Below are 26448 nucleotides of genomic sequence, written 5' to 3'. Positions count from 1 at the left end.
AAAAAACAAAAGATTTTCTAAAGATTTTTTTCCAGAAACGTTAGTATTTTTACTATGGGTACGATCAGTATCCCACAGAAAAAATTACTGACACCATGCACGAAATCCCAGGGCAGCCCGCTGATGATCCAGGCAACCATTTTCTGAAAGCTTAAACCATACAGCAGCGCCTGCGCCGGTGCATACAAAGTTCCGAATAAGAAGCCATGGGCAGCACACAGCAACATATAGACAAGCGGACGAAGCTTCTCCGGAATCCGTTTTGGTAACAGCATGGTCGCTCCCCACAGCACTGCCCACAGATACAGATAAGGGATCCACCAGGTGGCAAAGCCGCAGAATATCCCGTTCAGCAGCACATATGTATAGATGGGATACAATGCTTTTTTCCGATATACCACGGTAAACGCAATCGTAAAAACACCAAGGAGGTGGACATTCGGTGCCACCTCCATGATCATCTTCGAAGCGTACATTAACGCTCCCAGCATTGCGAAAACCGCCATCTCTCTGATCGTCAGTTTTCCGTTTTTCAACTGTTACTTCTCCACTTTGAAGGAATAGGTATCCCCGGCAGTCACAGGAGTGGCATCTACACCGGTAGAAGCATATTCGCCGTTAATGTAAAATGCCCAGTAGGTCTGGTCCACATCATAATCTGCCGTTACACCGTTTACCGTCTTCACATAGAGACCGTAATCTCCCTCTTCCCCTGCGATGATGCCAATCTCTGTCAGGGCATCCCCCACATTTTCCTTGTCAGTATGAATGGTAAAACTGCTCTCAGCACCTTCCGTATCCGTTACGGTCAGAGTAAACTCGGTATTGCCCTCTCCCAGCTCACTGCCGTCCGCAAAAACTCCGTCCGTCTGCGCCTGTACCGTTCCCTGTGTACTGCCGTTATCCCCGGACTTACTGCCACAGGCGGTCATTCCGGCTGCCATGGTTACTGCCAGCAGTACTCCGCAGACTCTTACTTTCCATTCTCCTGTCATAAATCTTTTCATACTTGTCCTCATACTCCTTCTTTTTTCTGTATTTCCTGTCGATTTTTCCTTATTACATTTTTCCATATTACAGTCAAAATCGCATCCGGTATTTCCACGGTTATACTTCATCCTCATAGTACCGGATCATGCATACCAGTTCACCGTCCTCTACGGACACCTCCGCTTCCTCTCCCAGAAATTCATTGCTGATCCCGATGGGGAAATCGTTGGTGATCACAGCATTTTCCAAAGAATATTTCATGCCGCGGATATTCACGCCTTTTGCCTCCTTCGTCAGGGCAAACAGCGACATGGTGCCCTCCAGCTCCTTCCGGAAATGCACGGCTTCGTTCTGCAGTACGAGCACCATTCCCGTACCGTCTACCAGGTACCCCACCGCGCCGTGATTTTTGAGATACAGCAGACACTGGATATTCGCCAGAGTATGATCAAATCTCCCGCCGGTGGCCGCATAAATACGGAAATCGGTATAGCCCAGCTCCAGCCCCCGCTTGATAGCTGCCAGCATGTCTGTGTCATCCTTGCACTCCGGCAGGCGGCAGATTTTCTCCGGAACGGTCTGTTGTAGCTGTTCCACAGCAAGCTTCTCCTGTTCGCTCATCGAGTCAAAATCTCCGATGATCAGATCCGGCTCCACATTCAGTATCCCACAGTAGCTTAAACCGCCGTCCACCGCGATCACATAATCTTCCTCCGTCACAGACAGCTCTCCCATCGTGAGATCTCCTGCGCCGATCAAAATACATTTACCCATAGTATTTAAAGTTTTCCTTTCCTGTAACGGTTCCGTCCACGAGCCGTCACGCACTATTCTACAATTTCTGCGTTTACTTTTCAAGCCATACGCAGTATATTTAATCTGTTCAAACTTACAACGATACTCAGAGGATCAACATCCCTGTATGTGAAAGGCACTCTCATGAATCTATATGACAATCAGCCGCTGACCGTTGCGGAGCTCCGCAGGTTGCAGGCTTTGGAAAACCGATATCGGAATGCTGCCAGAGAAGTGTTCACGAACCGTGTGGAATACTACCACAGGTTCACCGGTGGGCACTACACTTCTATCACCATCCGTGACCAGAAGACCCGCTGGGGAAGCTGTTCCTCGAGAGGAACTTTATCCTTCAATTACCGCCTGATCTACGGTCCCGCCGGTCCTCTGGATTATGTGGTAGTCCACGAGCTCTGCCACCTGACTCATATGAACCATTCGAAGGACTTCTGGAACATGGTCGAGCGCATCATGCCGGATTACCGGATCTATAAGCAGTGGTTAAGGGAGCACGGACAGGAGCTTACCCTGACGACACATCTGAAAAAGCAGGGCATTCCCATCCGCCTTGGCTAAGGCGCCATGCTATAAATGGCGGCCTGTTTTTCAACAGACCGCCATCTTTTACTATTCTGCTCTACGCAGTGCTATCTTCCGTTTATCTGTTCTCGTTTACATAGACCTGTACACGGCTCTGAATGACACCTGCCACATCTCTCGCACTCTTCTGTCCTGAGAAGTATGCTCCGGCTTCTTCCGAAATGATATTGGAGATTGCCTCATTATAGTATCCTCTCTTGTTCACGCTTTCCACAAAGCTTACGATCCTGTCCACCTGCTCCTGTGTCAGCTGCGGCAGCAGTATTTCCTCCCCATTGATGTAATAGGTCTCATCGTATTCCACTTTGTTGCCGTTCTCATCCATATAGTACGGCTTCTTCGTAGCATCCTGCACATTCTTCTCAAAGGTGCTGCGAAGTACCGGAAGATTGTATTCCTGTTCCTGTATCTTATCCTGATATTCCTGTGTCAGATAGTAGCGCAGGAATTCCCATGCACCATCCAGATTCTTGGATTTTGCAGACAGGGCATACATCCAGTTACCTGCCCATAATACAGATCCCATATCTCCATCGGTCGGGAAGCCTACAAAGGAGATATCCTCACCGAAGACACCGTTGATCGTACCGTTCAGGTCACGGATGTTGCTGATGGAAATGGTATCCAGCAGGGTTCTGTCCTCGCGGTACTGGGATTCATAATTATTCCAGTAATCCTCTCCCCAGTAATCCTCTCCATATTCTACCGGCAGCTCGCCTGCATAGGCCAGCATTGCCACGAAATTATCCGTATCAAATGCACATTTTCCTGTGGATACATCCACGAAATCACTGCCGCAATAGTTCATCATGGTATACAGGAAGCTGTCTCTGGTAATATCACTGAAGAGTGCGGTTCCTTCCGGCATGGAATCCCGGATCGTCTGCAGCTCTTCCATAGTAATGGAGGTGCGGTCACCGAAAATAGATTCTTTTCCTACCATAGTAGAGATATAGAAGGAAGGAATCACATAGTACAGTTTACCGTCCACACGGTACGCATCCCAGACATTCTGCAGATAGTCGTTTTTCGATAATTCCTCATCCCCCGCAATGAGATCATCCACATTTGCCACCAGTCCCTTGGCAATATAGCTGTCCATTGACATATTGCTGTCCACGACCAGAATATCCGGCATTCCTCCGGAGATGATATCATTATTTAACTGCTTCACACCGAGAGTATAATCCTCTGAAGTATTGTAGGTATTGTATTCCTTGACTACAATACGGTAAGTGTCACCGGACTTATTATACTCTACTACTTTTCTCTTCAGATCATAGTCGATATAGTTACCGGCCAGTGTAAGGACGATCCGGTCCTTGATATCCTCCGGCTTCACGTGGGTGAACAGACCTCCGCACATTTTACCTTCGGTGTTATCATAGTAAAAGCCCAGGAACTGTTCCTCGTCCAGTACCAGGAAATTGTTCAGGCTGCCGGCAGCCAGATCCGAATTGATATAACTCATGATCTGCTTCGATTCCTGTGTCTGCACATTATAACTGAACAGGCCGTTACTATCGGCATAGTACAGGATGTCACCGTCTCCGGGCACCATATTATAATAACCGCCGTTGGTCAGTGTCGAGGAAAACTTTATTCCTTCTGATACCGCATCTGTTGCAGGATCATAGGTTGCGATATACATATCCGTGTAATTGCTCTCATCATAATAGATGATCTGCACCTTGCCATCCGGCGTAATGATATTCGAGCTTGCATTGTTGAAAAGTGTTGCGACTGCCTCCGGCAGATCCTTCCGGTCTGTGATACCCTCTTGCGTCACAGTGCATTTCTCTATTTTATCACCGCTTAACAGCAGTGTCAGGGTTCCATCCTCATTGGGGATGATACTATATACCCAGGAATAGCTTTCTTCTGTATTCATATCATTCAGATCAGCTTCCCATACGATGGTCCCATCTGCGCTCCAGCAGATCAAGGCATAATCATTCGTACTGCTGTAATCGTCTTCGGAATATGTCTCACTATAGTAATTGCGTATTCCGTAAACATTCCCATCCGAACCGACCGTACAATTGTTAAGCGATGTGTATGTATAACTGCTGTTCCCTGCCGGTGCATCTACCACATCCATATCCGCTGCCGCAATATCCTGTGTGCTGACCTCCTGCTCCGTAAGAGGCACTGCTTCATTTCCGTCCCCGGAAGTCTCACCGCCCTGTGCAGGTGCCGGAGTCGCCGGAGCCTCTCCTTCCTTCCACATAGGCAGTTCTACGGTGCCAATGACGGTACCGTCCGGTTTCATTGTAGTAAGATGCAGCAGACTCTGATTACCATTCTCGAAATATTCATAGGTCTCAAACAGAAGGTAAACCGTATCTCCTTTTCTGGTCAACAGATCAATATTCATATTGTCTGAATCCATATTAAGATCCAGTGCCTGTTCCTTAAATACATACTGTTTTGCAAGGCTGGAATCGGCCGCACTGCTACCACTGTTTCCGTTCCCGCCGTTACCCTTTCCACAGGCAGTCAGACCTGCGATCATTGCCACGGTCAACGCGATACTGATCCGTTTTTTCCCTTTCTTTTTCATTCTCCCTCTCCTTTTCTTGTCTGTGTCTGTTGTTTTACGACTGCTGTTCCTCTTTTGTCTCCTCAGGTGTCTGCGTTTCCTCTGTCTGCATGTTCATTGTCTGCGCTTTCTCCGGCTCTTCCGAAGCTGCATCCGCAGGCTCTGCTCCCTCCGCCGGTTCATCCGTCAGCCAGGAGAATTCACTGTCTGCATAAGGGTCTTCCTCCAGCTCCCGTTCCAGTTCCTCCAGGACATCCCTCTCCTTGTGGGAGTGCTTTTTCTCCCTGCGGCGTTCCACAGCCCGCTCTGCCTGATCCTTACCGGTATGCCATACATCCTTCAAAGTCCAGCCCTTATGACGCCACCAGTGTACAAAGCACCAGATAACGGTCACTACCGGATATAATGACAGAAGCAGCATAAATACTGTCAGTAATGCAATAATGTCTTCATAGCCTCTCGCCAGATTCTCCCAGTAGGGGTAGATGATGGCTTTGCCGTTCATGGAACGCGTTCCGAAGGCAAGGATTGTTTTGATCCGGTTGGGCAGGGAATAACGTCTGCTGTTTTCCACGATCTCAACGTTTTTCTCGTCTATGCCGATTCCTTCTTTTACTTTGCTGTAGGCGAACTCATCCACAGGGTTCGGCATCACGATCTCGTAATGGTTGATTCCGTTATTCGTACCATAAGCAGACAGTGTCTCATAAGACACATAGACCACCGTGGAATTCAGTCCCGCTGCTTTATCCATTCTGCTGTCCGGGCGCTGTACCACACCGGTGACGATATGGGGAACATTGCCGATATATACCGTCATTCCCACCACATCATTGGAGCCGAACAGCTGCCAGGCCGCATCCTGATCGATGATACAATAGTCCTGCATCAGATCGTTACCGGAAAAATAGGAGCCTGTGATCAGTTTTAACGGATGGAACATAAAAAAGTCTCCGCCGATACCGATGGCATTGGCATCCAGCGTATTTTTCCCGTTGACCAGGGTGATCTTACCGTCTGCGCTATAGGCATCCACCCAGAGTCTGGCACTTGGATTCTCGGAGGTCTCTGTAATCGAGGCCTCCTGCAGCACATTTTTCAATGAATATTCAAAGCTTTGAATGGTATCCTCCGTCACTTCTGCTTTGGAGGAGAAAAAGCAGCTGATCTGTGCCACATCCTTTTTTTCACTCCATCGTCCGGCCATCTGCTGGGCATCCTGGGTATTTGCCAGATGGTTGGTCCATCCCAGCAAAAGCAGGAACAGAAGAAAGGATACTACTGCACTGCAGTACCATATGCATTTCTTTTTATTCTGTATTCGAATCCGAAACATCTGATCTGTTTCTTCCTTCCTGTTAAATTATTTTCCGTCTGAAAGACCTTTTATGAATTATTTGCCAGTCTGACCAGCTTTCCTGCCTCTACCGGCTGGGTAGATGTCGTAATGACAAATTCATAGCCATATAAAGCTCCGCTCACTGCGGACTGGGTGTCATCACTTGCCAGTACCTCCACATCCACACGGGTCGCCACATAACGGTTACCTAAGGGGCTGCTCTTGGATTCCACGATCAGGATAAACTTACCGTTACTGTCCTCACGGATGGCACTGTTGGGTACGATCAGATCGTAATTGGCACTCTTCTGTCCCACGGATACATTTAAGGACTGTCCGGGTGTCACTTCATCTCCGGTGATATCAAAGGTCAGCAGCTTCTTCTGTCCGGGATCTGTGGTATCCGGCTTGATGCTGGCCAGTGTAATATCCATATTACTGTATCTCCAGGAGTTCACCAGGTCTGCCTTATCTCCTACGGAAAGTCTCTTCGCCTGATCATTGGTCACGGAAAAGCTCATGGTAAAGCCCTTACCCTCCGGCTGCATGGTCACCAGTGCAGTATCCGGCTGTGCCTCGTCTCCTGCCTTGACAGTTACACTGGTAATGGTACCCGAAATAGGGGCATCGATGCTGGCGCCTACCGCATTCTCCTGCAATTTTGCGATCTCATCACGCTGTTTTTGCAAATCGTCTAATTTATAATCCAAATTCAGTTCATTAGAAATATCTGTCAAAAGCTGGTCTCTGGTTGCTGTCGCCACATCCAACTGAGCTTTACGCTTAGTCAATTCTGCTGCCCAGTTATTTTTTTGTACTTCCAATGAATTAGAACTATTTTCTTTACTATTACCCTTATCCGAAAGTGCTTTTTGGGCATCCGATAAAGCTTTCACCTTATCTTCATACGCTTTTACTTTATCCGGATTGTTATTGATAAATGCCTGTTTTTCATTAATTAATTCCTGATATCTGGCACTATTTGCTGTAGCGACATCAAATTCTTCCTGCGATACTACTCCAATAACCTCGTTTCCCGATACCGTTTCCGTAATTCCTTCATGCCATTTTTTAATAATCGCATCACAAGCAGCCTTTTCATTTTGCCACCTAGTAATATCGTCTTTAGCAATCTTGATTTCATCACTGTCCAATGTTGCCTGTGCTGTATTCACCTTTGCCTGCTCCGAACTGGTATCTGGATCTCCACTCGCTTTCACATTAGCCTGTGCTGTATTTAGTTGATCGATAGCATTCTGTGCTTCATCCACCAGTTTTTGCCATTTATTAATTTCTGCTTCCGCTGCTACGATTCTGCTCTGATATGTTGCCATGGAAGAAACATTACCGCTCTGCACATTATTATAAACGCTATTTGTAATATCTTTTCCCAACATTGCAAGTTCAAACTGAAGTCTTGCTTCATCCAGGGCCTTCTGTGCATCCGTCAGTTCTTTACTTTCTTTATCTTCCAATAGCAGCAGGGGAGCTCCCTTCTCTACCTTATCCCCGGTCTTCACCAGGACACTGGAGATGGTACGGGTTTCCGTTATCTTCACATTATAGGGATCTCCACTCTCCACCGTGCCGGTTCCGCGGATCTTCGCCGTGATGGTGCCGGACTGTACATATTGTGCCGCAACCTCCGGAAGGGAATAGTTCATAAATGTATTGGAAAAAAATGTCAGCACCAACATTACAGACAAGAATATAATGGCTGCATTTTTAACCCATTCTCTTCTCTTTTTTCCACCGTTCTCGTTCATCTTGATTCTCCTCTATACTTCACTTTCTATCTGTATTCCGGCAGTCGGATCCATGCCGGTATATCCTCAAAAAATCAGTGATCCTAGCCTTTGACACCGCCCTGGTAGGTAATTCCGTCTACCAGATATTCTTCTCCGTAGAGAAATACCAGAAGACTGGGCACCATGTAGATCGTAGCCACGGCGAATGCCAGTCCGATCTCTCCGGAATTGATCTTGCTCAAGAACACGGACAAGGGATGCATCTCCGCATCGGATAACAAGATCAGCGGCTGCTCCACCATATTCCAGTAATCGATAAATACAAGGATGGCTGCGGAACACAGCGCACCTTTGCACAATGGCATACAGATCAGCCGATAGATCTGCCACTCTCCGGCACCGTCAATCTGTGCCGCCTCCATGACCCCCACAGGAATTCTCTTCATGAACTTCGTCAGCAGATAGACTGCAAAGGGTGAAAAGATCCCGGGCAGCCAGATGGCCCAGTACGTATTTAATATATTCAGCTTTTCCGCCACCAGATAATTGGGTACCAGCGTTACCTGATACGGCATCAGCATCAATATCACATAGGAAAAAAATACCAATGACCTCAGCTTCCCCGAGTACCTGGCGAATCCATAAGACGCCAGCGATGCCACGATCAGCTGAAACAGTACGATCGGTCCCACCAGGATCACGGAATTCCAGAATTTCAGCAGATATTCCGGGCTTTTCAAAAGTACCGTAGTATACTGGCTGAAGGATACAATATCCGGAATAAATTTCAAATTCACTTTTTCGGAAATATAGACCTTGCCGCCCTTATCATTCGTGGCAAATACCGAACCATAATTCGCTGATATCTCCGAAGATGACATGAAAGAATTGGTGATCGTCAGAACGATCGGCATCAGGAACAGTATGGCAAAAAAGGCTGCGATCACTGTTGCTATGCTGATGCGGATATTTTCAAATAGTTTTTTTCTGCGTTTATACCTGGCCGCCCTCTTCGTCTCCTGCGAAGCAGGTCTTCTGGATGGGGCTTTTGCCGGTGTACCTGTGTTGTTCTGCTCCATCAGCCTTCCACATCCTTTCCGAAATGATTTTCCACTGCGAACAGAAGTCCGATGATCACAATCATGACTAAGGACATCAATATGGCCGCTGCAGACAGCGTCTGATAATCCAGACTCTTGAACTTATTGTTCATGAAATGCTGCAGCATATAGATGGAGTCATAAGGGTAATCCGTGGTCAGCAGATAGATCTCACGGAAGATCTTAAATGAGCTGATCAGGGACATGATCGTCACAAACAAAAAAGTCGAGGACAGATACCGGATCTTGATGTAAAAAAAGGTCTGCAGCGGTGTTGCGCTCTCCAACCTCGCCACCTCCAGCAGCTCATTGGGAATGCTGGCCAGGGCTGCCATGAACAGGATCATATTATATCCAAGATTCTTCCACAAAAACAGGATTACGATAACAATGATGGAATAGCTGGACTTCAGCCAGTCAATCTTCTCTATGCCGAAGACTCCCAGCAGATCATTGACTGCACCGTTATAATGAAACAATACCTGCCAGATCAACACGATGGAGGCTACCGGTACCATCATGGGGCTTAAGAAAAACGTACGGAACTGGCTCCGGAACGGAAGTTTGGATTCCAATACAATGGCAAGCAGCAGGGACAATACCACTGCCAGCGGTACGGCAATGGCCGAGAACACAGCAGTATTATGTACCGCTGTACGGAAAGCGGCATTCTGCACTACATTTCTAAAGTTGTCTAAAAAGACAAAATTCATACTGATGGGATTGTCCACCAGGGAATAAAAGATCACAACCAGAAAGGGTAGAAAAAAGAACGCAAGAACTCCAAGGAAGCTGGGGGCTATAAAAAGCCCCGAGCTCCTCTTGAGTTTTCGCATTCTTCTATCTAATTTGTGATGCTTACGCGTATGTTTCACATGCTGTCTGCTCACGATATTTTAAGCCTTTCCTTTATCTGTTTTCATTCACATAGACCTGTACACGGCTCTGAATGACACCTGCCACATCCGCTACGGACTTCTGACCTTTGAAGAATGCTTCCGCTTCCTCCGTGATGATATTGGTGATCTCATCATTACCGGTTGCACTGGAAGGTTCAGCCACACTGATCAGCTCCTTCAGAATATTGATTTCTTCCTCGGTAGGAGTGTGATAGGTGTACTCCCAGTCTCCGTAACTGATGCCGGAAGTACCGTCCTCCGGAATCGGATTCCCGTTCTCATCCAGGATCTGCTCACCGTTTTCATCTGTCATATATGTCACATTCAGTGCCTTCTCCACCATATCATCCAGTGCAGACTTTCTGGCGGGAAGTCCATAGGAATATAGATCATCAAACGGCTGATTCAGGTAGTTCTCAATAAATGCCCATGCGCCGTCCTTGTTGGAAGATTTGGCGGTAATCGCATACAGCTCACTGGCCTGCATATAAGTACCGCTGCCACCGCCGGAGGTAGGATATCCGATATAGGTTACCGGCTCACCGAACATAGCTTCCTCCTCCTGAATACTGTTCAGCTGATAGATGCCTGTCATATTCAACAGTACTTCACCGGACTGGATCTTCGCCGGTGTAGATCTGTCATCATTCTGCCAATCATACTCTTCAGGGAAGGTATTGACAAATTCCAGTACTTTCTGGAAATCTTCCGAATCAAAGCTGCACTTTCCCGTCTCCCAGTCAATATAGCTGTCCAGATCATAGGCTAACAGTGTGTACAGCATACCGCTCTTGGTCATGCCCTCAAACAGGGAAGCACCTTCGTGCTGGCCTGCATAGGCTATAATATCGTCAATGGTCCAGCCCTTCTTATCACCTACTTCGGAGGTCTTGCCGACGATCGTGTTTAAGGTGAAGCTCTTCGGAATTCCCACCAGTTTTCCGTCAAAGGTATAACTGTCTACAATATTTTCAAAGAAATCGTCCTTGCTTAATACACTGCTCTTCTCCAGATAAGGTGTCATATCCTCGAATACACCCTTGGAAGCCAGTTCCTTGACATCCAGGTTGGACAGATCCAAGATATCCGGGCACCCGGCTCCGGAGGTAATATCATTGTTCATGGCTGTAATGCCATCCGCCCAGGAAGTTTCGGTCCAGTTATTATCATCGATATATGTTTTAATATTGACATGATATTCATTACTCTGCTTGTTGAAGGCTACGGCTGCTGCCTGAAGGCTCTGGGAGGTATACAGGGTTCCGATCGTGATCTGGGACTTCTGTGCTACCTCACTGGCCTTGGTTCTGGTCAGCTTCACCAGGTCAGTTTCCCCTGTGTTCCAGTCATTGACCACTGCCAGGATCTTACCGTCTGCGGTGGCTGCGGCATAGGTAACATAACTGCCGTTAATATCACTGTCCAGCCAGCTCAGTACTTCGGTAGTCTTCTGGTCTGCGAGACTATAATCATACAGGGCAGTATCCGTATTCACCAGGAGATCATTTTCTATTCCGGCACATAATCCTCCGTTGCCGTTCGTGTTCGGGAAGTTATCATATGTCTGTCCCAATGCCTTGCCGTCAAAGTCGATCTGGGATAGCTTCACATTGCCGGATTGGTCATAATAAGCCAGGTATACCTTGCCGTCTTTTGCCTTTCCCATGCCCTGGATCCACTGGCTGTCCGTCTGCACAGCTCCCTGAAATTGTCCGTCACTGCCAAACAGCCGGATCAATGAATCAGAGCTGATATAAAATCTGCCCTGGTCGTCCAGGCACATGCTGCCCACATAGGAGTTGTTCTCATCCTGCTGCATGATATCCGTGATATCCTGTGTCACCAGCTCCGTACCGGATGCATCGTACTTGTGCAACACAGTCGTCTGCTGTGTATAAGCGTCATCACCTTCTGTGGCATTCCACTCAAATTCCGCAGTATAAATATTACCTTCCGCATCTGCCTGCATGGAATAGATTCCACCGCCGTCAGCATTAATGGTGATCGGCAGATCCTCCCGGGAACCGTCTGTCAGCGAATAAGCTCCAAGCACGACCTTGCTCTCACCGGAAGCTTCATCCCATTGGTAATTTGTATAATACAGCTTATCTCCCTGTACTGTCATGTTGCTGTAGCTGGAATTCGTATTATCATCCAACTCCAGGTATTCGGGAACATATACATATTCCTTCTGTTCTGTCTGTCCCACCTGATTCGATCCATCCTGCCTGCCGCAGGCTGCAAGCGACATTGCCATAACGGATGCCAGTGCGATCGCGGTTGCTTTTCTGCCCCTTAAATTTTTTCTCATATATTTCTCTCCTCTTAATTACAGGTAGCGCCTTACGCTCTTCCCCTGAAAGCAAGTTCTACGGAACATTCCATATTGCTTACTTATTTATGCATATTATACCCTATTTCTATAGTAAAAGCATCTTAAGAATTTATGAACTTAGATTACGATGCCAGGGTCAAAAGGTCTAAGCCCACATGAGCTTGCTCATAAATGGGTGAAAGACCTTATGACCCGCCCCGATATGAGCATAAAAGCGGGATGATAATCCCACGATATGCGAATAGAGGGTAGGGTGCTATGTGCCAGTGGCACATGTTTAGCACGGACCGAAGCGGAGCGGAGAAGTGGGAGTGCGTAGCACGGAACAATCCGTAGGCTTCAAAGTCGGGGGGGGTGACCCCGACATCACATTACGATGTGTATAAAAAAAGTATAGGTCCAGGGGACCTATACCATCTTATGCATTTCCTCTTTTCTTCTGTGATGCCGGTACAGGCTTCCCAGTCTGTTATAGAACCAGAAGGACTGTACCAGAATATTATTGGCTTTTCCGATTTTCTCCTTGGTAGTGCCGCGGTAATAGGAGCCTCCGCATTTGATCCCTTCTCCCAGCTTCACTGCCCGGATCAAATCGGATTCACAACTGATCTTCTCTGGTATATCGGTATACGCCATACCGATACAGTCCGTTTTGTGAGCATCGCTTCCACCGAAGGTTGGCAGTGCGTACATTTCCGCCAGTACCTTTGCGCAATGGTTGCTCTCTACACTCTCACAGGCATTGAAGCCTTCCAGAAAATCAAACTGATTCATCACCGCCATCTGATTCCGCTTCTTCAGGGTATTGGTGAAGCTTAAATATTTCTCTCCGCAGGGATGTGCCGGCCCTAATATTCCACCGTTCTTATGCACGATATCGATCAGGATCTGCACCGGCAATCCACGAAGCTCCAGAATTTTCAGCTTAATGGTCTCCGGCATGATCACCAGAATATGTCCTGCATCAATGGTATCGTATTCAATCCCCTTCAATACCACAAAATCTTTAAATTTTTGATCTTTTATATTTCGTTTCCACGTGCGGTAACCATTATAAGAATTATGATCACTGACCAGCATACCGTTAAAACCCTTGCGGATCAATTCCGCAATAAAATCGTCAATAGGAACCTTTCCATCCATAGATCCTTCTTTTGTATGACAATGCATATCAAATTTCATCTGTTTTGTTCCTTCTTTCTCTTATGGCTTACGTCTTTGGTCCATGCCAAGTATAACAGATTCCCTCATATCATACAACGCTTTTACGAAAAAATGTCTGTAAGTTTCTGACATTTTACACTGATTTTACCACTATTTCCGCTGTTTTTGGCATTACACCGGAAACGTAAAGCAGGCACCGGCCTTTTATAGCCGATGCCTGCATATTTTTCTGCTATTCAGACAAATGTCTTACTTTACCACACGTACGCGGAAGACACCGTCGATCTTCTGTAAGGATTCTACCAGATCCTGTGTTGCCGCATTTTCAATATCCAGCATGGTATATGCCACTTCACCGCGGGATTTATTGGTCATATCGGAGATATTGATGTTCTTCTCACCGATCACTGCGGTAAACTGATTCAACATATTGGCAATATTTTTATGGAAAATTGCAATTCTTCCGGCCTGACTGCATACGCCCATATCGCAGGCAGGATAATTTACGCTGTTGCGAATATTGCCGTTCTCCAGATAATCCATCAGTTCTTCCACAGCCATCTTCGCACAGTTATCCTCGGATTCCTCGGTGCTTGCGCCCAGATGAGGGATCACGATACAGCTGGGCTGTCCTGCTGTCGTAGGATTCGGGAAATCAGATACATAACGGGCTACCTTGCCACTCTTTAATGCCTCCAGAACATCTGCCTCATTTGCCAGCAGATCTCTTGCAAAGTTTAACAGAACAACGCCATCTTTCATTTTGCTGATAGCTTCCTTGTTGATCATACCCTTTGTGGAATCCAGAAGCGGTACATGTATCGTAATGTAATCACAATCTGCATAAATTTCTTCCACATTCGTCACATGCTTGACAGAACGGCTTAAGTTCCATGCAGCATTGACAGATACATAAGGATCATAGCCATAGACCTCCATACCGAGGCTTACTGCTGTATTGGCCACCTTAACGCCGATAGCGCCCAGACCGATGACACCTAACTTTTTGCCCATTACTTCCGTACCGGCGAATTTCTTCTTTTCTTTTTCTGCGGCTTTGGCAATGTCAGCGTTGTCTTTGGATGCCTTGACCCATTCGATACCGCCTACTACATCACGGGCAGCTAACAGCATACCAGCGATCACCAGTTCCTTTACACCATTGGCGTTGGCACCGGGAGTATTGAATACTACGATACCCTTTTGGGCACATTTATCCAGAGGAATGTTGTTGACTCCGGCACCGGCTCTCGCTACTGCCAGCAGATTTTCCGGCAGATCCAGCTCATGCATGGAAGCACTGCGGACCAGAACGCCCTCTGCGTCATTCATATTATCGATTACTTTATAGTCTGCTGTCAGACGATCCAGTCCCACTTTGGAAATGGGATTCAGGCAATTGATCTGAAACATTTTTCTCCCCCTTAAGCGTTCTCCGCTTCAAACTTCTTCATGAACTCTACCAGCTTCTCCACACCTTCGATGGGCATCGCATTGTAGATACTTGCTCTCATGCCGCCTACGGTTCTGTGACCTTTCAGGTTCTCGAAGCCTGCCTCCTTCGCCTCTTTGACGAATTTGGCATCTAACTCCTCATTACCGGTAATGAACGGAACATTCATCAGGGATCTGTCTTCCTTGCGGACGGTTCCTTTGAACAGCTTGCTTTCATCCAGGTAGTCATACAGGATCTTCGCCTTTTTCTCATTGCGCTCCTTCATTGCTTCCAGACCGCCCATCTTCTTCAGCCATTTAAATACCTTGCCGCAGATGTAGATGCCATATGCGGGAGGCGTATTGTACAGAGAATCCGCATCTGCATGGATCTTATAACGAAGCATGGTCGGTGTACCGGGAAGCACATCCTCAGTGATCAGGTCCTCACGGATGATCACGATAACCACACCTGCAGGTCCGATATTTTTCTGTACGCCGCCATAGATCACACCGTATTTTGTCACATCTACCGGCTCGGATAAAAAGCAGCTGGATACATCTGCAACCAGAGGCTTACCCTTGGTATTGGGCAGGGTCTTGAATTTCGTACCGTAGATGGTATTATTCTCGCATATGTACACGTAATCGGCATCCTCGCTGATGGGCAGATCGGAGCAATCGGGAATATAAGAGAAGGTCTTATCCTCAGAAGAAGCGATCTTATTTGCCTTGCCGTACAGGGAAGCCTCCTGATATGCCTTCTTCGCCCACTGACCGGTTACGATGTAGTCTGCCACACGGTTCTTCATCAGGTTCATGGGGATCATGGCAAACTGCTGGCTCGCACCGCCCTGCAAAAACAGTACCTTATAGTTGTCCGGGATATTCATCAGTTCTCTGAGATCAGCTTCCGCTTCCTTAATGATCGTATCATAGGCTTTAGATCGATGGCTCATCTCCATTACGGACATGCCGGTTCCTCTATAATCCAGCATTTCATCGGCTGCTTCCTGCAATACCTCCTCAGGGAGTACTGCAGGGCCTGCGGAAAAGTTATACACTCTTGCCATTTTCAAAGACCTCCTCGATATTTTCTAAATTTTTTATAAAAAGCATAGGTATAGAATAAGCTTTTCATTTGCTTTAGTCAACTACATTGTTAAATTATTTTCAAAATGTTCGCATCCCGCACACATTTTGTCAGAAAATGTCTGTTTTATTAATAAAACATTACGACAGGGGTACCGATCTGTACCATGTCGTACAATTCTTCCATTTTGTCCTTCGGTGTATTGATACAGCCATGGGAACCGGCAGTCTGGTAGATGTCCCCGCCGAACTCTTTTCTCCAGCTGGCATCGTGGATACCGATGCTGCCCTTTACAGGTACCCAGAATTTCACAGGGGAGGCATAGCCCGGTCCCCGCAGTACTCTGTCCTTCTGCTTGTTATAGACGAAATTCACCCCCTCCGGTGTTCCCATACGTCTGCGCATGTTGCCGGTCACCACATCCGTCTCCAGCCGCAGTTCCCCCTTTTCATAATAGTACATTTTCTGTTGTGTCATATCCACTTCGATATAGGTATCTCCGATGTCATCCCTGCCATAGCAGAAAGCTTCTCTCTCGTAAGTGGGAACATGGGACTGCTGTGTCCCCGTATGTACACCGGCATCCAGCAGATGCTCCATCAGGTATGCAGTCTCTTTTTTCTGATCCAGCTTGCTTCCATAGGTGCCGCCCTCGATGGTGATCACATCTCCTCTGGTACTGTGGAATTGTCTGGTACGGCCATAACCGTCATACTTTTCGGCCAGTTGCTCTACATACGCCGTCACGGCTTCTTCATCCAGTACAAAGTTACCGGTCTGATCCGTCACCGGCAGACCATTCTCCGTCACCAGAAAAGAGGCACAGTCCGCTGCCGTCACCGGATGTCTCTCCTGTCCAAAGCAATAGACAATATCACAGCTCTGATAACGTTCAATCTCCTTCCAGAGATTCCGCAGAGTTTTCTGGTTCTCATTTGGAGTGATGTCATAATAACAGCCACTATCTGACAGGTTTAACGTCTCCTGCCCGTTTTCTACTGTGTTCTCCAACGCCAAAAAAGCCTTCTCCAAGTCAATGCGTCCCGCAAGTCCATCCGTGAAGACGTACTCGCCCGACGTATCCCGGGCAAGGCTGTAATCCTTGTTCTTCTGTTGTTCGGCCCGTACAAATTCCAGAGAATCATAAGCTCTCCGAAGCCCATCCACATCCACGGTCACTGTGGGAGAAAGTTCCCTCCGGGAGTGAAACAGAACATTGTCCACCCACAGGAACGGATTCTGTTCCTGCCGGTAATGTTCCAGTACGTTACTGTAATCTGCCTGATAATCTGCTTCCGCAAGAGAGATTGTATACTCTGTCCCCTCTCTGTCCACGATGACAATATTCGGAGCCTCTGTACGCAACAGAAGCTCCGAATTCACTTCCTCCACCGTTTTTCCGGTACAGTAGACACCGTTGATCCAGGTATTTACAGAGAAGCCTTCTCTGTAATAAAATGCCAGAATAAAATATCCGGTCAGTAATATCAGCAAAAATAAAAGTACTGCCAAAACTAATCTTTTCGTCGTCTTTTTCATCAGGACTGCCTTTTCAAATCATCTCCGTCAAACACTTCGCTGATGGGGGCTCCTGCCGGAACCATGGGGAATACCTTATCATCCTCCGGGATCATGCACTCGATCAGTACCGGTGCTTTCAGGGCAATGGCCTTCTCGATGGCCGGTGCCACTTCTTCCTTTTTGGTCACGCGGATGGCGGTACAGCCCAGTCCTTCTGCCACCTTGCAGAAATCCACCTTATCCTTCAGTACTGTCTGGGAATAGCGTTTTCCATAGAACAGTGTCTGCCACTGTCTTACCATGCCCAGCACCTGGTTGTTAATGACCACCTGGATGATGGGAATGTTGTAACGGCTGGCAGTAGCCAGTTCGTTCATGTTCATGCGGAAACATCCGTCGCCTGCAATGTTGATGCAGACCTTATCCGGCTGTCCGATCTGCGCACCGATGCAGGCTCCCAGACCGTAACCCATGGTACCTAATCCTCCGGAAGACAGGAAGGTACGGGGCTTCGTATAATGATAATACTGTGCCGCCCACATCTGATGCTGTCCCACGTCTGTGGTGATGATGGCTTCTCCGTTCGTTACACGGTCAATCTCCTGCATGATATAAGGACAGGACAGATTTTCGTCATCGTATTTCAGGGGATATTTTTCCTTCAGTTCCATTATATGCGCCATCCACTCCGGATGTTCCTGTTTCGACAGGCAGGCATTCAATTCGGTCAGAGTCTTCTTCAGATCTCCTACCAGAGATGCATCCACACGGATATTCTTGTTGATCTCCGCAGCATCCACATCCAGTTGGATGATTCTTGCGTTCTCTGCGAACTTCTTCGGGTTACCCGTCACACGGTCTGAGAATCTGGCTCCCAGTGCTACTAACAGGTCACACTCACTGACGCCCAGATTGGAAGTCTTGGTGCCGTGCATACCGATCATTCCTGTATAGCGCTCGCTTCTGCCGTCAAAAGCGCCTTTTCCCATCAGGGTATCGCATACCGGTGCATCGATAAGTTCTGCGAACTCTGCCACCTCCGCACTTGCTCCGGAGATAATAGCACCGCCGCCCAGATAGATATACGGCTTCTTTGCCTTATGTATCATTTCCGCTACCAGCATCAGTTCTTCTCTGGTGTAGCGGGTCACTCTTTCCTCCGGCTGAATGGTCACAGGTGTATACTCGCAGGTTGCCGCAGTCACATCCTTCGTAATATCGATCAGCACAGGGCCCGGTCTGCCGCTTCTGGCAATATGGAATGCCTTGCGGATGGTATCTGCCAGGATCTCCACATTTTTCACAATATAGCCATGCTTCGTAATAGGCATGGTCACGCCGGCGATATCCACCTCCTGGAAGCTGTCCTTACCGAGTAAAGGCAAGGTAACGTTGGCGGTGATTGCTACCATCGGTACAGAATCCATGTAAGCCGTAGCAATACCAGTGACTAGATTCGTGGCGCCGGGACCGCTGGTAGCCATGCAGACACCTACTTTTCCCGTAGCTCTCGCATAGCCGTCCGCCGCATGTGCCGCCCCCTGTTCATGGGAAGTCAGAATATGTTTGATCTCCCCACTGTGCTTATAAAGTGCGTCATAAATATTAAGGATTGCTCCGCCGGGGTAACCGAATACGGTATCTACCCCCTGCTCCTTCAGACATTCTACCAGAATTTCCGATCCCGTTAACTGCATTTCAAAATCCCTCCGGTTATTTAATGATTGCTTAGTTCTTCTGAGAAGGTGCTTCCAGTACCGCACCACGGTTGCCGCTGGTCACCAGTTCATGATATCTTGCCAGATAGCCTGTGGTGATCTTGGGTTCTCTGGGCTGCCATTTTGCTCTTCTCGCTGCCAGTTCTTCGTCAGATACCAGTACATCCAGCTTGTTCTCCGGGATATTGATACGGATGATGTCTCCCTCTTCCACCAGTGCGATCGGGCCGCCCACTGCTGCCTCAGGGGATACATGTCCGATGGATGCTCCTCTGGATGCTCCTGAAAAACGTCCATCCGTGATCAGTGCCACGCTGGAACCCAGTCCCATTCCTGCGATGGCAGAAGTAGGATTCAGCATCTCACGCATGCCGGGGCCTCCCTTGGGGCCTTCGTAACGGATTACCACTACGTCACCTGCCACGATTCTGCCGGACTTAATGGCATCAATAGCATCCTCTTCACAGTCGAATACTCTGGCAGGGCCCTCGTGTACCAACATCTCCGGTGCCACGGCAGATCTCTTGACCACGCCGCTGTCCGGTGCCAGATTCCCCTTCAGTACAGCGATACCTCCGGTCTGGGAGTAAGGATTTTCCACAGGACGGATGACTTCCGGATTCTTGTTTACACAATTCTTAATATTCTCGCCTACGGTAGTGCCGTTTGCTGTCAGACAATCGAGATTCAAAAGTCCCCTCTTGGACAATTCGTTCATTACCGCATAGACACCGCCTGCTTCATTCAGATCTTCCATATAAGTAGGGCCCGCCGGTGCCAGGTGGCACAGGTTCGGAGTCTTGGCGGAGATCTCGTTGGCGATCTCCAGATTCAGTTCCACGTCGGCTTCTCTTGCAATAGCGGGCAGATGCAGCATAGTATTCGTGGAGCAGCCCAGCGCCATATCTACCGTCAGTGCATTCTGGAATGCTTCCGGTGTCATAATGTCTCTGGGACGGATATTTTTCTCTACCAGTTCCATGATCTTCATGCCGGCATGTTTTGCCAGACGGATACGCTCGGAATATACGGCAGGAATGGTGCCGTTGCCTCTCAGTCCCATACCGATAGCCTCGGTCAGGCAGTTCATGGAGTTCGCGGTGTACATACCGGAGCAGGAACCGCAGGTAGGACATACCTTTTCCTCGAATTCAGCCAGTTCATCCATAGTCATGGTACCGGCTGCCACACTTCCCACTGCCTCGAACATAGAGGATAAGCTTCTCTTCTGTCCGTGTACATGTCCGGCTAACATGGGACCGCCGGATACGAAGATCGTAGGAATATTCACTCTGGCTGCCGCCATCAAAAGTCCGGGAACGTTCTTGTCACAGTTGGGAATACACACCAGACCGTCAAATCCGTGTGCCATAGCCATGCACTCGGTGCTGTCGGCAATCAGATCCCTGGTCACAAGGGAATATTTCATTCCCACATGTCCCATGGCAATACCGTCGCATACAGCGATGGCGGGGAATACTACCGGCATACCACCTGCCATGGCTACGCCCATTTTTACAGCTTCGGTGATCTTATCCAGATTCATATGTCCGGGTACGATCTCATTGAAGGAGCTGACGATACCGATCATGGGGCGTCTTCTCTCTTCTTCGGTAAATCCCAGGGCATTGAACAGACTTCTGTGGGGTGCCTGGGCAGTTCCTGTCTTTACAGAATCACTTCTCATATCTTTGTCTCTCTTTCTCTTCTCTATTCGCAAATGTAACCGCTTAATTGTTGTCAGATTCTTTCTGCCAGAAGGTCGCCCATCTCGGTACAGCCTACCCGCGTGCAGCCCTCAGACATGATATCGCCGGTGCGGAAGCCGTCCTGCAATACTTTCTTCACCGCTGCCTCGATGGCATCTGCTTCTTCATCCAGGTCAAAGCTGTAACGAAGCATCATAGCCGCGCTTAAAACAGTGGCGATAGGGTTTGCAATATCTTTACCGGCAATGTCCGGAGCGGAACCGTGGCTGGGCTCGTAGAGACCGAACTTTGTATCGTTCAAGCTGGCACTGGCTAACATTCCGATGGAACCGGTCACCATACTTGCCTCATCGGACAGGATATCTCCGAACATATTCTCTGTCAGGATCACATCAAACTGTGCGGGATCCTTCACCAGCTGCATGGCACAATTGTCTACCAGCATATGTTCCAAAGTAACGTCAGGATAATCCTTCGCGACCTCTTCCACGACCTTTCTCCACAATCTGGAGGAATCCAGGACATTGGCTTTATCCACGCTGGTAACTTTCTTTTTCCGCTTTCTGGCAATATCAAAACCTTTGATAGCAATTCGACGGATCTCGTTCTCATCGTAGGTCAGGGTATCAATAGCTTTTCTCACACCGTTCTCTTCGATAGTCTTACGCTCACCGAAGTAAAGTCCGCCGGTCAGCTCTCTCATGATCAGCATGTCAAATCCGGCTTTGCTGATCTCCTCTTTCAGAGGGCACGCTGCTGCCAGTTCATCGTAAAGTACTGCGGGTCTTAAATTAGCAAACAGATTCAATGCTTTACGCAGTGCCAGCAGTCCCGCCTCGGGACGCTTCTCGGGAGGAAGCTTGTACCAGGGAGAGGTAGTAGTGTTGCCGCCAATGGATCCCATCAGCACCGCATCTGCCGCTTTGGCATACGCAATCGCTTCCTCGGTCAGAGGTACACCGTGGACATCAATAGAGGCTCCACCCATTAAAATATCCTTATAGATCATTTTATGACCATATTTATGCGCAACTTTGTCTAAAACTTTTTTCGTCTCCCTGACGATCTCCGGTCCGATGCCATCGCCGGGAATACAGGTAATATGTAACTCCATAGTGTTATTTTCCTCGTTTCCTGTGATATTTCCTGTATTTTTACGTAAAATACTTATTTCATAATAACTGATACAGTACTAAATTTCAACATTGAAAATTAACATAAATGCAAATTCATACATTAAAATAGATCAACTTTGTTTGGATTTCATAGATATAAAAAAGAAGCAACACCATCTTCTGGCATTGCTCCTTTTTCACTTTTTCTTAGTTCTCGCCGGGCTTCTCTACCTTGCTGATGGCAGATTTTTCCATAGGGATACGGCAGTTCTTGTTGTTACCGAATTCTACGATCACAGTATCATCGGTAATATCGATCACGATACCATAGAAACCGGAAGTGGTCAGAACGCAGTCACCTGTCTCTAAGTTGGACAGCATTGCAGCTACTCTCTTCTGTTCCTTCTTCTGCGGTCTCATGAAGAAAAACCACATTGCACCGATCAATACTGCATATACAAGAAGCATAACGATCATGCTGGTTCCGGAACCTGCTGCAGCAGCCTCTGACTCAGTTAATAAAATACCCATTTGTTCCTCCATTCCGGCGTGTTACGCCTGTAAAACTTTCTGTACAAGTAAGTATGATACACAAAAATAGCTTAAGGGGCAAGTATTTTTGTATAAAATTGTATGAAATTCCTCTAAACTCCGACAGTTGCAGCTTATTCCAACGGTGTTGCCATGGAATCCAGCTTCTGTTTTTTATATTCTGCAAAACGGCCTGCATCCAAGGCATCACGGATCTCCGTCATCATAGTATTATAAAAATACAGATTGTGGAGTACACAAAGACGCATACCCAGCATCTCTTTCGCCTTTAACAGATGACGGATATAAGCTCTGGAGTATCTCTGGCAGGCAGGACAGTTGCAGCCCTCTTCGATGGGTCTGCCATCCAGTTCGTATTTGGCATTAAACAGATTAATCTTTCCATGGTTGGTATATAAATGTCCATGGCGTCCGTTTCTCGTCGGATATACACAGTCGAAGAAATCAACACCACGTTCTACACCCTCCAGAATATTAGCCGGGGTACCTACACCCATAAGGTAGGTTGGCTTTTTCACCGGGAGATAAGGTACCACCTCATCCAGAATGTGGTACATTTCCTCATGGGTCTCTCCAACTGCCAGACCGCCGACCGCATAACCGTCCAGATCCATCTCAGCGATCCGCTTGGCATGCTCGATACGGATATCTTCATAGATAGCACCCTGATTGATGCCGAATAACAGCTGGTGTGGGTTCACCGTATCCTCTAAACTGTTCAGGCGCTTCATCTCCGCCTGACATCTCTGCAGCCATCTGGTGGTACGTTCCACGGAATTTTGTACATACATCCGGTCTGCCTTACTGGGGGCACACTCGTCAAAAGCCATGGCAATGGTAGATCCCAGATTGGACTGGATCTGCATGCTCTCCTCCGGACCCATGAAAATCTTGTGTCCGTCGATATGAGAGCGGAAAGTTACGCCCTCTTCCTTGATTTTGCGCAGCCCCGCCAGAGAAAATACCTGAAATCCACCGGAATCCGTCAGGATCGGTTTGTTCCAGGACATAAATTTATGAAGGCCGCCCATCTGCTTGATGATCTGGTCTCCCGGTCTTACGTGTAAATGATAGGTATTGGACAGTTCCACCTGGGTCCCGATCTGCTCTAAGTCTGCTGTGGACACAGCGCCCTTGATGGCAGCCACAGTTCCCACATTCATAAATACAGGTGTCTGGATCACGCCGTGTACAGTGGTAAATTCGCCTCTCTTGGCACGTCCTTCCTGTTTAATCAATCGATACATCTTCTACATATTCCTCCCAGAATTCTTCTAACGAGATTCCCTGTTCCATGATTACCGTTGCTGCGGCCTTGCCCACATAACGAAAATGCCAGGGTTCATATTCGATTCCCGTGATGTTTTCCTTGCCTTCAGGGTATCGTAAAATAAAGCCAAAACGACAGCTGTTGGTTGCCAGCCATTTTCCTGCTTTCGTATCTCCAAAGCCTTCGTCCAGCGACATATAGTCGTTGCAGACAATGTCCAGTGCCAGACCGATCTGATGCTCACTGGCTCCCGGTACGGTCACCGCCTGACTGGACAGCTGATACGCCTCCATATAGGACATACCACGCTTCATATAGCGCTCGATCTTGCGGTTAAACAACATCTGTTGATATTCCAGATCCCGGTATGGAGAGCAGATGGTCAGATTCACACCGTCCTCTTCCGCCGCTTCCAGCATAGCCAGCAGATCTTCCAGAATTCTCTTGTCGCACTGCATCTTTCCTTTGATGGTACCTAGCTGGAACGTATAATCATCCGGAATGGAATTCTGTTTGTTGATCAGAACCAGACGCCAGTCATCGGAACGGAATTCCTCCTGCTCTGCGTTATCGTCTTCTGTCACACTGCCGTCTTCTCCGGTCTTCTCAGCATCCGCATTCTCGCTCACAATAGCCTCGGACGCCTGCAGAATATCGGAAGCGTCATACTTATCCACCAGTGCATACCCATGGGAAGTGCTGTTGTAATCCGACTGTTCCAACACATCCTCATCCTCCAAAAGTTCCAGACCTGCCATATCCGGTTCCTTTTCCTCTGCCAGAGAGATGTTCTGGGTGTCGGTATTTTTCAGTTCATAATCCGTTCCGGTATCCTCGGTGATAAAAGCCGGAAAAGAAAAGCTGCTATAAACCGCAAACAGGAAAAAGGTACCGAGCATCACTGCAAAACGCTTTCCGTTGTTGTGACAATAATTCCGGATATGAAAAAAAGACATCACAAAAAACAGCAGCGGCACTGCTACCGCTCTGTTCCATTTGTTCTTTCTGCCAAATTTCAGAAGTTTCGCTCTGGCTTTTTCTTCCGTAGTTTTTTCCATTCCCGTGTCGACCTTTTACTTCCCGTTAGTACTTATGTCATATGATAGCATATTTTGTTTTGTGTTGCATCCTTTTTCTATAAAAAAGTTGCGATTTTTTCAGTAATTGCGTATAATTTATGATAAAAAGTAACTATTCTGACCTCTAAGGATCGTTAAAACTGATATGTCATGCTTGCATGTAAATAGCAGTTTTATGGTTCGTAAGGTGACTCGAATAGAGTCACCGCTCCATAAATGAGCAAAATTAACTGTGCAGCAACCAGAACGCACAATTCATCGTGCGCTTTTGCGAATGCATGGGTGAGGTTCTGAACAGTGGAAAAAGGAGAACTGTCATGGCCGGTTCAACATTTGGTAACATTTTCAAGATCACTACCTGGGGAGAATCCCACGGAAAGGCACTGGGTGTCGTCGTGGACGGCTGTCCCGCCGGACTTCCTCTCTCCGAAGAAGATATTCAGAAATATCTGGATCGCCGTAAACCCGGCACCAGTGCTATCACTACACAACGTAAAGAAGCCGATCAGGTGGAGATTCTGTCCGGTGTCTTTGACGGAAAGACCACCGGTACTCCCATCTCCCTGATGGTCTGCAATACCTCCCAGATCTCCGCAGATTACAGCGAGATTGCAGAGAATTACCGTCCCGGCCATGCAGATTACTGCTTTGATGCCAAATACGGTTTTCGGGATTATCGGGGTGGTGGCCGTTCTTCCGGGCGTGAGACCATCGGGCGTGTGGCGGCCGGAGCTATTGCTGCAAAGATTCTGGAACAGATGGGTATTACCGTATTCGCCTATACCCGTTCCATCGGCCCCATCGATGCGGATTCTGCAAAATATAACCGGGACACTGCCCGTTCCACCATTACTGCCATGCCGGATGCAGAGGCTGACGAAAAGGCCTGTGCTTATCTGCACCAGGCCAGAGAAAACTGCGATTCCGTTGGTGGCTGCATGGAATGCCTCGTGGAAGGTCTTCCCGCCGGAATCGGAGACCCTGTTTTTGAGAAACTGGATGCCAATCTGGCGAAGGCCATTATGTCCATCGGTGCCGTCAAGGCTGTGGAGCTTGGTGACGGTGCCGAAGCAGCCCGCCATACCGGCAGCGAGAACAACGATCCCTTCCGCATGGAGAACGGTAAAGTTGTCAAGACCAGCAATCATTCCGGCGGAACTTTAGGTGGCATGAGTGATGGCAGCCCCTTACTCATCCGAGCTTACGTGAAGCCCACTCCTTCCATCTTCCGCCCCCAGCAGACTGTGAACTGCTCCGGTGAAAATACAGAGCTTACCATCCGCGGCCGCCACGATCCCATCATCGTCCCCAGAGCTGTAGTCGTCATGGAATGCATGACCGCCATCACCGTCCTGGATGCCATGATGATGAATATGTCCGCAAAGCTGGATTCTCTGGTGGAATTTTATCGGTAAATGGAAAGTTACGCGAGCAATGAGCCGCGC

General features: G+C 47.9%; 21 protein-coding genes. 2 read left to right on the top strand and 19 right to left on the bottom strand.

The window, feature by feature from the left end; translation table 11 throughout:
* Nucleotides 1–17: 17 nt before the first annotated feature.
* From DW835_RS14575 to DW835_RS14565, 3 genes are all read right to left on the bottom strand, one after another.
* Nucleotides 18–536, bottom strand: coding sequence for a hypothetical protein (locus DW835_RS14575; RefSeq protein ID WP_347559389.1), 519 nt, complete (start codon nucleotides 534–536; stop codon nucleotides 18–20).
* 3 nt (nucleotides 537–539) lie between these two features.
* A complete protein-coding gene (locus tag DW835_RS14570) occupies nucleotides 540–1007 on the bottom strand; it encodes a DUF4430 domain-containing protein (protein WP_243037199.1) in 468 nt (155 codons plus the stop codon).
* 100 nt (nucleotides 1008–1107) lie between these two features.
* Nucleotides 1108–1764 carry a thiamine diphosphokinase gene (locus DW835_RS14565; RefSeq protein ID WP_118731341.1) on the bottom strand — a complete coding sequence of 219 codons (657 nt, stop codon included), beginning with the start codon at nucleotides 1762–1764 and terminating at the stop codon, nucleotides 1108–1110.
* 165 nt (nucleotides 1765–1929) lie between these two features.
* Between DW835_RS14565 and DW835_RS14560 the strand changes: the two genes are divergently transcribed.
* Entirely contained in the window at nucleotides 1930–2361 is a 432-nt protein-coding gene (locus DW835_RS14560; protein ID WP_118731340.1) for a M48 family metallopeptidase, read from the top strand.
* A gap of 82 nt (nucleotides 2362–2443) precedes the next feature.
* Here the strand turns inward: DW835_RS14560 and DW835_RS14555 are convergent, their stop codons facing one another.
* The 16 genes from DW835_RS14555 to DW835_RS14475 form a co-directional block, all read right to left on the bottom strand.
* Nucleotides 2444–4948 carry an extracellular solute-binding protein gene (locus tag DW835_RS14555; protein ID WP_118731339.1) on the bottom strand — a complete coding sequence of 835 codons (2505 nt, stop codon included), beginning with the start codon at nucleotides 4946–4948 and terminating at the stop codon, nucleotides 2444–2446.
* Between the two features lie 34 nt (nucleotides 4949–4982).
* Nucleotides 4983–6263 (bottom strand): ABC transporter permease, encoded by a 1281-nt coding sequence (locus DW835_RS14550; protein WP_117466926.1) that lies wholly within the window; start codon nucleotides 6261–6263, stop codon nucleotides 4983–4985.
* A 50-nt stretch (nucleotides 6264–6313) separates the two neighbouring features.
* Nucleotides 6314–8032, bottom strand: a complete 1719-nt coding sequence (locus DW835_RS14545; RefSeq protein WP_117466924.1) for an HlyD family efflux transporter periplasmic adaptor subunit — start codon at nucleotides 8030–8032, stop codon at nucleotides 6314–6316.
* 83 nt (nucleotides 8033–8115) lie between these two features.
* Nucleotides 8116–9093: a carbohydrate ABC transporter permease gene (locus DW835_RS14540; RefSeq protein ID WP_117466922.1), complete on the bottom strand. Its 978-nt coding sequence runs from the start codon at nucleotides 9091–9093 to the stop codon at nucleotides 8116–8118.
* Complete coding sequence (locus tag DW835_RS14535; RefSeq protein ID WP_243037198.1) at nucleotides 9093–9863, bottom strand: sugar ABC transporter permease; 771 nt, start codon at nucleotides 9861–9863, stop codon at nucleotides 9093–9095. Before DW835_RS14535 ends, DW835_RS14540 begins: the two co-directional genes overlap by 1 nt.
* 160 nt (nucleotides 9864–10023) lie before the next feature.
* Nucleotides 10024–12324, bottom strand: a complete 2301-nt coding sequence (locus DW835_RS14530) for an extracellular solute-binding protein (RefSeq protein WP_118731338.1) — start codon at nucleotides 12322–12324, stop codon at nucleotides 10024–10026.
* A gap of 432 nt (nucleotides 12325–12756) precedes the next feature.
* The gene (locus DW835_RS14520; protein ID WP_118731337.1) at nucleotides 12757–13530 is read right to left on the bottom strand and encodes a CehA/McbA family metallohydrolase; all 774 of its coding nucleotides are present in this window, start codon (nucleotides 13528–13530) and stop codon (nucleotides 12757–12759) included.
* 231 nt (nucleotides 13531–13761) lie between these two features.
* The gene (locus DW835_RS14515) at nucleotides 13762–14925 is read right to left on the bottom strand and encodes a phosphoglycerate dehydrogenase (RefSeq protein WP_117466916.1); all 1164 of its coding nucleotides are present in this window, start codon (nucleotides 14923–14925) and stop codon (nucleotides 13762–13764) included.
* 11 nt (nucleotides 14926–14936) lie between these two features.
* The gene (gene serC / locus DW835_RS14510) at nucleotides 14937–16019 is read right to left on the bottom strand and encodes a 3-phosphoserine/phosphohydroxythreonine transaminase (RefSeq protein ID WP_022153863.1); all 1083 of its coding nucleotides are present in this window, start codon (nucleotides 16017–16019) and stop codon (nucleotides 14937–14939) included.
* Nucleotides 16020–16168: 149 nt separating this feature from the next.
* Nucleotides 16169–17578 carry a L,D-transpeptidase family protein gene (locus DW835_RS14505; RefSeq protein ID WP_118731336.1) on the bottom strand — a complete coding sequence of 470 codons (1410 nt, stop codon included), beginning with the start codon at nucleotides 17576–17578 and terminating at the stop codon, nucleotides 16169–16171.
* Nucleotides 17578–19257: a biosynthetic-type acetolactate synthase large subunit gene (gene ilvB, locus DW835_RS14500; protein WP_022312208.1), complete on the bottom strand. Its 1680-nt coding sequence runs from the start codon at nucleotides 19255–19257 to the stop codon at nucleotides 17578–17580. Before ilvB ends, DW835_RS14505 begins: the two co-directional genes overlap by 1 nt.
* Before the next feature lie 31 nt (nucleotides 19258–19288).
* Complete coding sequence (ilvD, locus tag DW835_RS14495) at nucleotides 19289–20965, bottom strand: dihydroxy-acid dehydratase (protein WP_118669468.1); 1677 nt, start codon at nucleotides 20963–20965, stop codon at nucleotides 19289–19291.
* 53 nt (nucleotides 20966–21018) lie between these two features.
* Nucleotides 21019–22101, bottom strand: a complete 1083-nt coding sequence (gene leuB / locus DW835_RS14490) for a 3-isopropylmalate dehydrogenase (protein WP_117466910.1) — start codon at nucleotides 22099–22101, stop codon at nucleotides 21019–21021.
* A 208-nt stretch (nucleotides 22102–22309) separates the two neighbouring features.
* Nucleotides 22310–22633, bottom strand: a complete 324-nt coding sequence (yajC, locus tag DW835_RS14485; RefSeq protein ID WP_172594732.1) for a preprotein translocase subunit YajC — start codon at nucleotides 22631–22633, stop codon at nucleotides 22310–22312.
* Between the two features lie 134 nt (nucleotides 22634–22767).
* Complete coding sequence (gene tgt / locus DW835_RS14480) at nucleotides 22768–23901, bottom strand: tRNA guanosine(34) transglycosylase Tgt (protein ID WP_117466908.1); 1134 nt, start codon at nucleotides 23899–23901, stop codon at nucleotides 22768–22770.
* Entirely contained in the window at nucleotides 23885–24982 is a 1098-nt protein-coding gene (locus DW835_RS14475; protein ID WP_117466906.1) for a M15 family metallopeptidase, read from the bottom strand. The genes tgt and DW835_RS14475 overlap by 17 nt, the downstream gene beginning before the upstream one ends.
* 338 nt (nucleotides 24983–25320) lie before the next feature.
* Here DW835_RS14475 and aroC point away from each other — a divergent pair, with 338 nt between their 5' ends.
* Nucleotides 25321–26418, top strand: coding sequence for a chorismate synthase (gene aroC, locus DW835_RS14470; protein WP_118731335.1), 1098 nt, complete (start codon nucleotides 25321–25323; stop codon nucleotides 26416–26418).
* Nucleotides 26419–26448 lie beyond the last annotated feature (30 nt).

Origin of the sequence: Clostridium sp. AM34-9AC, assembly GCF_003480225.1 — a bacterium.
GTDB lineage: Bacteria > Bacillota > Clostridia > Lachnospirales > Lachnospiraceae > Acetatifactor > Acetatifactor acetigignens.
The sequence above is the reverse complement of the archived record's forward strand: the minus strand, read 5'-3'. Positions and strand labels throughout refer to the sequence as shown.

What these genes read in the sequence shown, in the direction of transcription:
- DW835_RS14475 (WP_117466906.1), bottom strand. Translation starts at nt 24,982, where the DNA reads ATGGAAAAAACTACGGAAGAAAAAGCCAGAGCGAAACTTCTGAAATTT.
- DW835_RS14505 (WP_118731336.1), bottom strand. Translation starts at nt 17,578, where the DNA reads ATGAAAAAGACGACGAAAAGATTAGTTTTGGCAGTACTTTTATTTTTG.
- DW835_RS14570 (WP_243037199.1), bottom strand. Translation starts at nt 1,007, where the DNA reads ATGAAAAGATTTATGACAGGAGAATGGAAAGTAAGAGTCTGCGGAGTA.
- DW835_RS14540 (WP_117466922.1), bottom strand. Translation starts at nt 9,093, where the DNA reads ATGGAGCAGAACAACACAGGTACACCGGCAAAAGCCCCATCCAGAAGA.
- ilvB (WP_022312208.1), bottom strand. Translation starts at nt 19,257, where the DNA reads ATGCAGTTAACGGGATCGGAAATTCTGGTAGAATGTCTGAAGGAGCAG.
- DW835_RS14550 (WP_117466926.1), bottom strand. Translation starts at nt 6,263, where the DNA reads ATGTTTCGGATTCGAATACAGAATAAAAAGAAATGCATATGGTACTGC.
- DW835_RS14560 (WP_118731340.1), top strand. Translation starts at nt 1,930, where the DNA reads ATGAATCTATATGACAATCAGCCGCTGACCGTTGCGGAGCTCCGCAGG.
- aroC (WP_118731335.1), top strand. Translation starts at nt 25,321, where the DNA reads ATGGCCGGTTCAACATTTGGTAACATTTTCAAGATCACTACCTGGGGA.
- DW835_RS14555 (WP_118731339.1), bottom strand. Translation starts at nt 4,948, where the DNA reads ATGAAAAAGAAAGGGAAAAAACGGATCAGTATCGCGTTGACCGTGGCA.
- DW835_RS14515 (WP_117466916.1), bottom strand. Translation starts at nt 14,925, where the DNA reads ATGTTTCAGATCAATTGCCTGAATCCCATTTCCAAAGTGGGACTGGAT.
- DW835_RS14520 (WP_118731337.1), bottom strand. Translation starts at nt 13,530, where the DNA reads ATGAAATTTGATATGCATTGTCATACAAAAGAAGGATCTATGGATGGA.
- DW835_RS14565 (WP_118731341.1), bottom strand. Translation starts at nt 1,764, where the DNA reads ATGGGTAAATGTATTTTGATCGGCGCAGGAGATCTCACGATGGGAGAG.
- tgt (WP_117466908.1), bottom strand. Translation starts at nt 23,901, where the DNA reads ATGTATCGATTGATTAAACAGGAAGGACGTGCCAAGAGAGGCGAATTT.
- yajC (WP_172594732.1), bottom strand. Translation starts at nt 22,633, where the DNA reads ATGGGTATTTTATTAACTGAGTCAGAGGCTGCTGCAGCAGGTTCCGGA.
- DW835_RS14530 (WP_118731338.1), bottom strand. Translation starts at nt 12,324, where the DNA reads ATGAGAAAAAATTTAAGGGGCAGAAAAGCAACCGCGATCGCACTGGCA.
- ilvD (WP_118669468.1), bottom strand. Translation starts at nt 20,965, where the DNA reads ATGAGAAGTGATTCTGTAAAGACAGGAACTGCCCAGGCACCCCACAGA.
- leuB (WP_117466910.1), bottom strand. Translation starts at nt 22,101, where the DNA reads ATGGAGTTACATATTACCTGTATTCCCGGCGATGGCATCGGACCGGAG.
- serC (WP_022153863.1), bottom strand. Translation starts at nt 16,019, where the DNA reads ATGGCAAGAGTGTATAACTTTTCCGCAGGCCCTGCAGTACTCCCTGAG.
- DW835_RS14545 (WP_117466924.1), bottom strand. Translation starts at nt 8,032, where the DNA reads ATGAACGAGAACGGTGGAAAAAAGAGAAGAGAATGGGTTAAAAATGCA.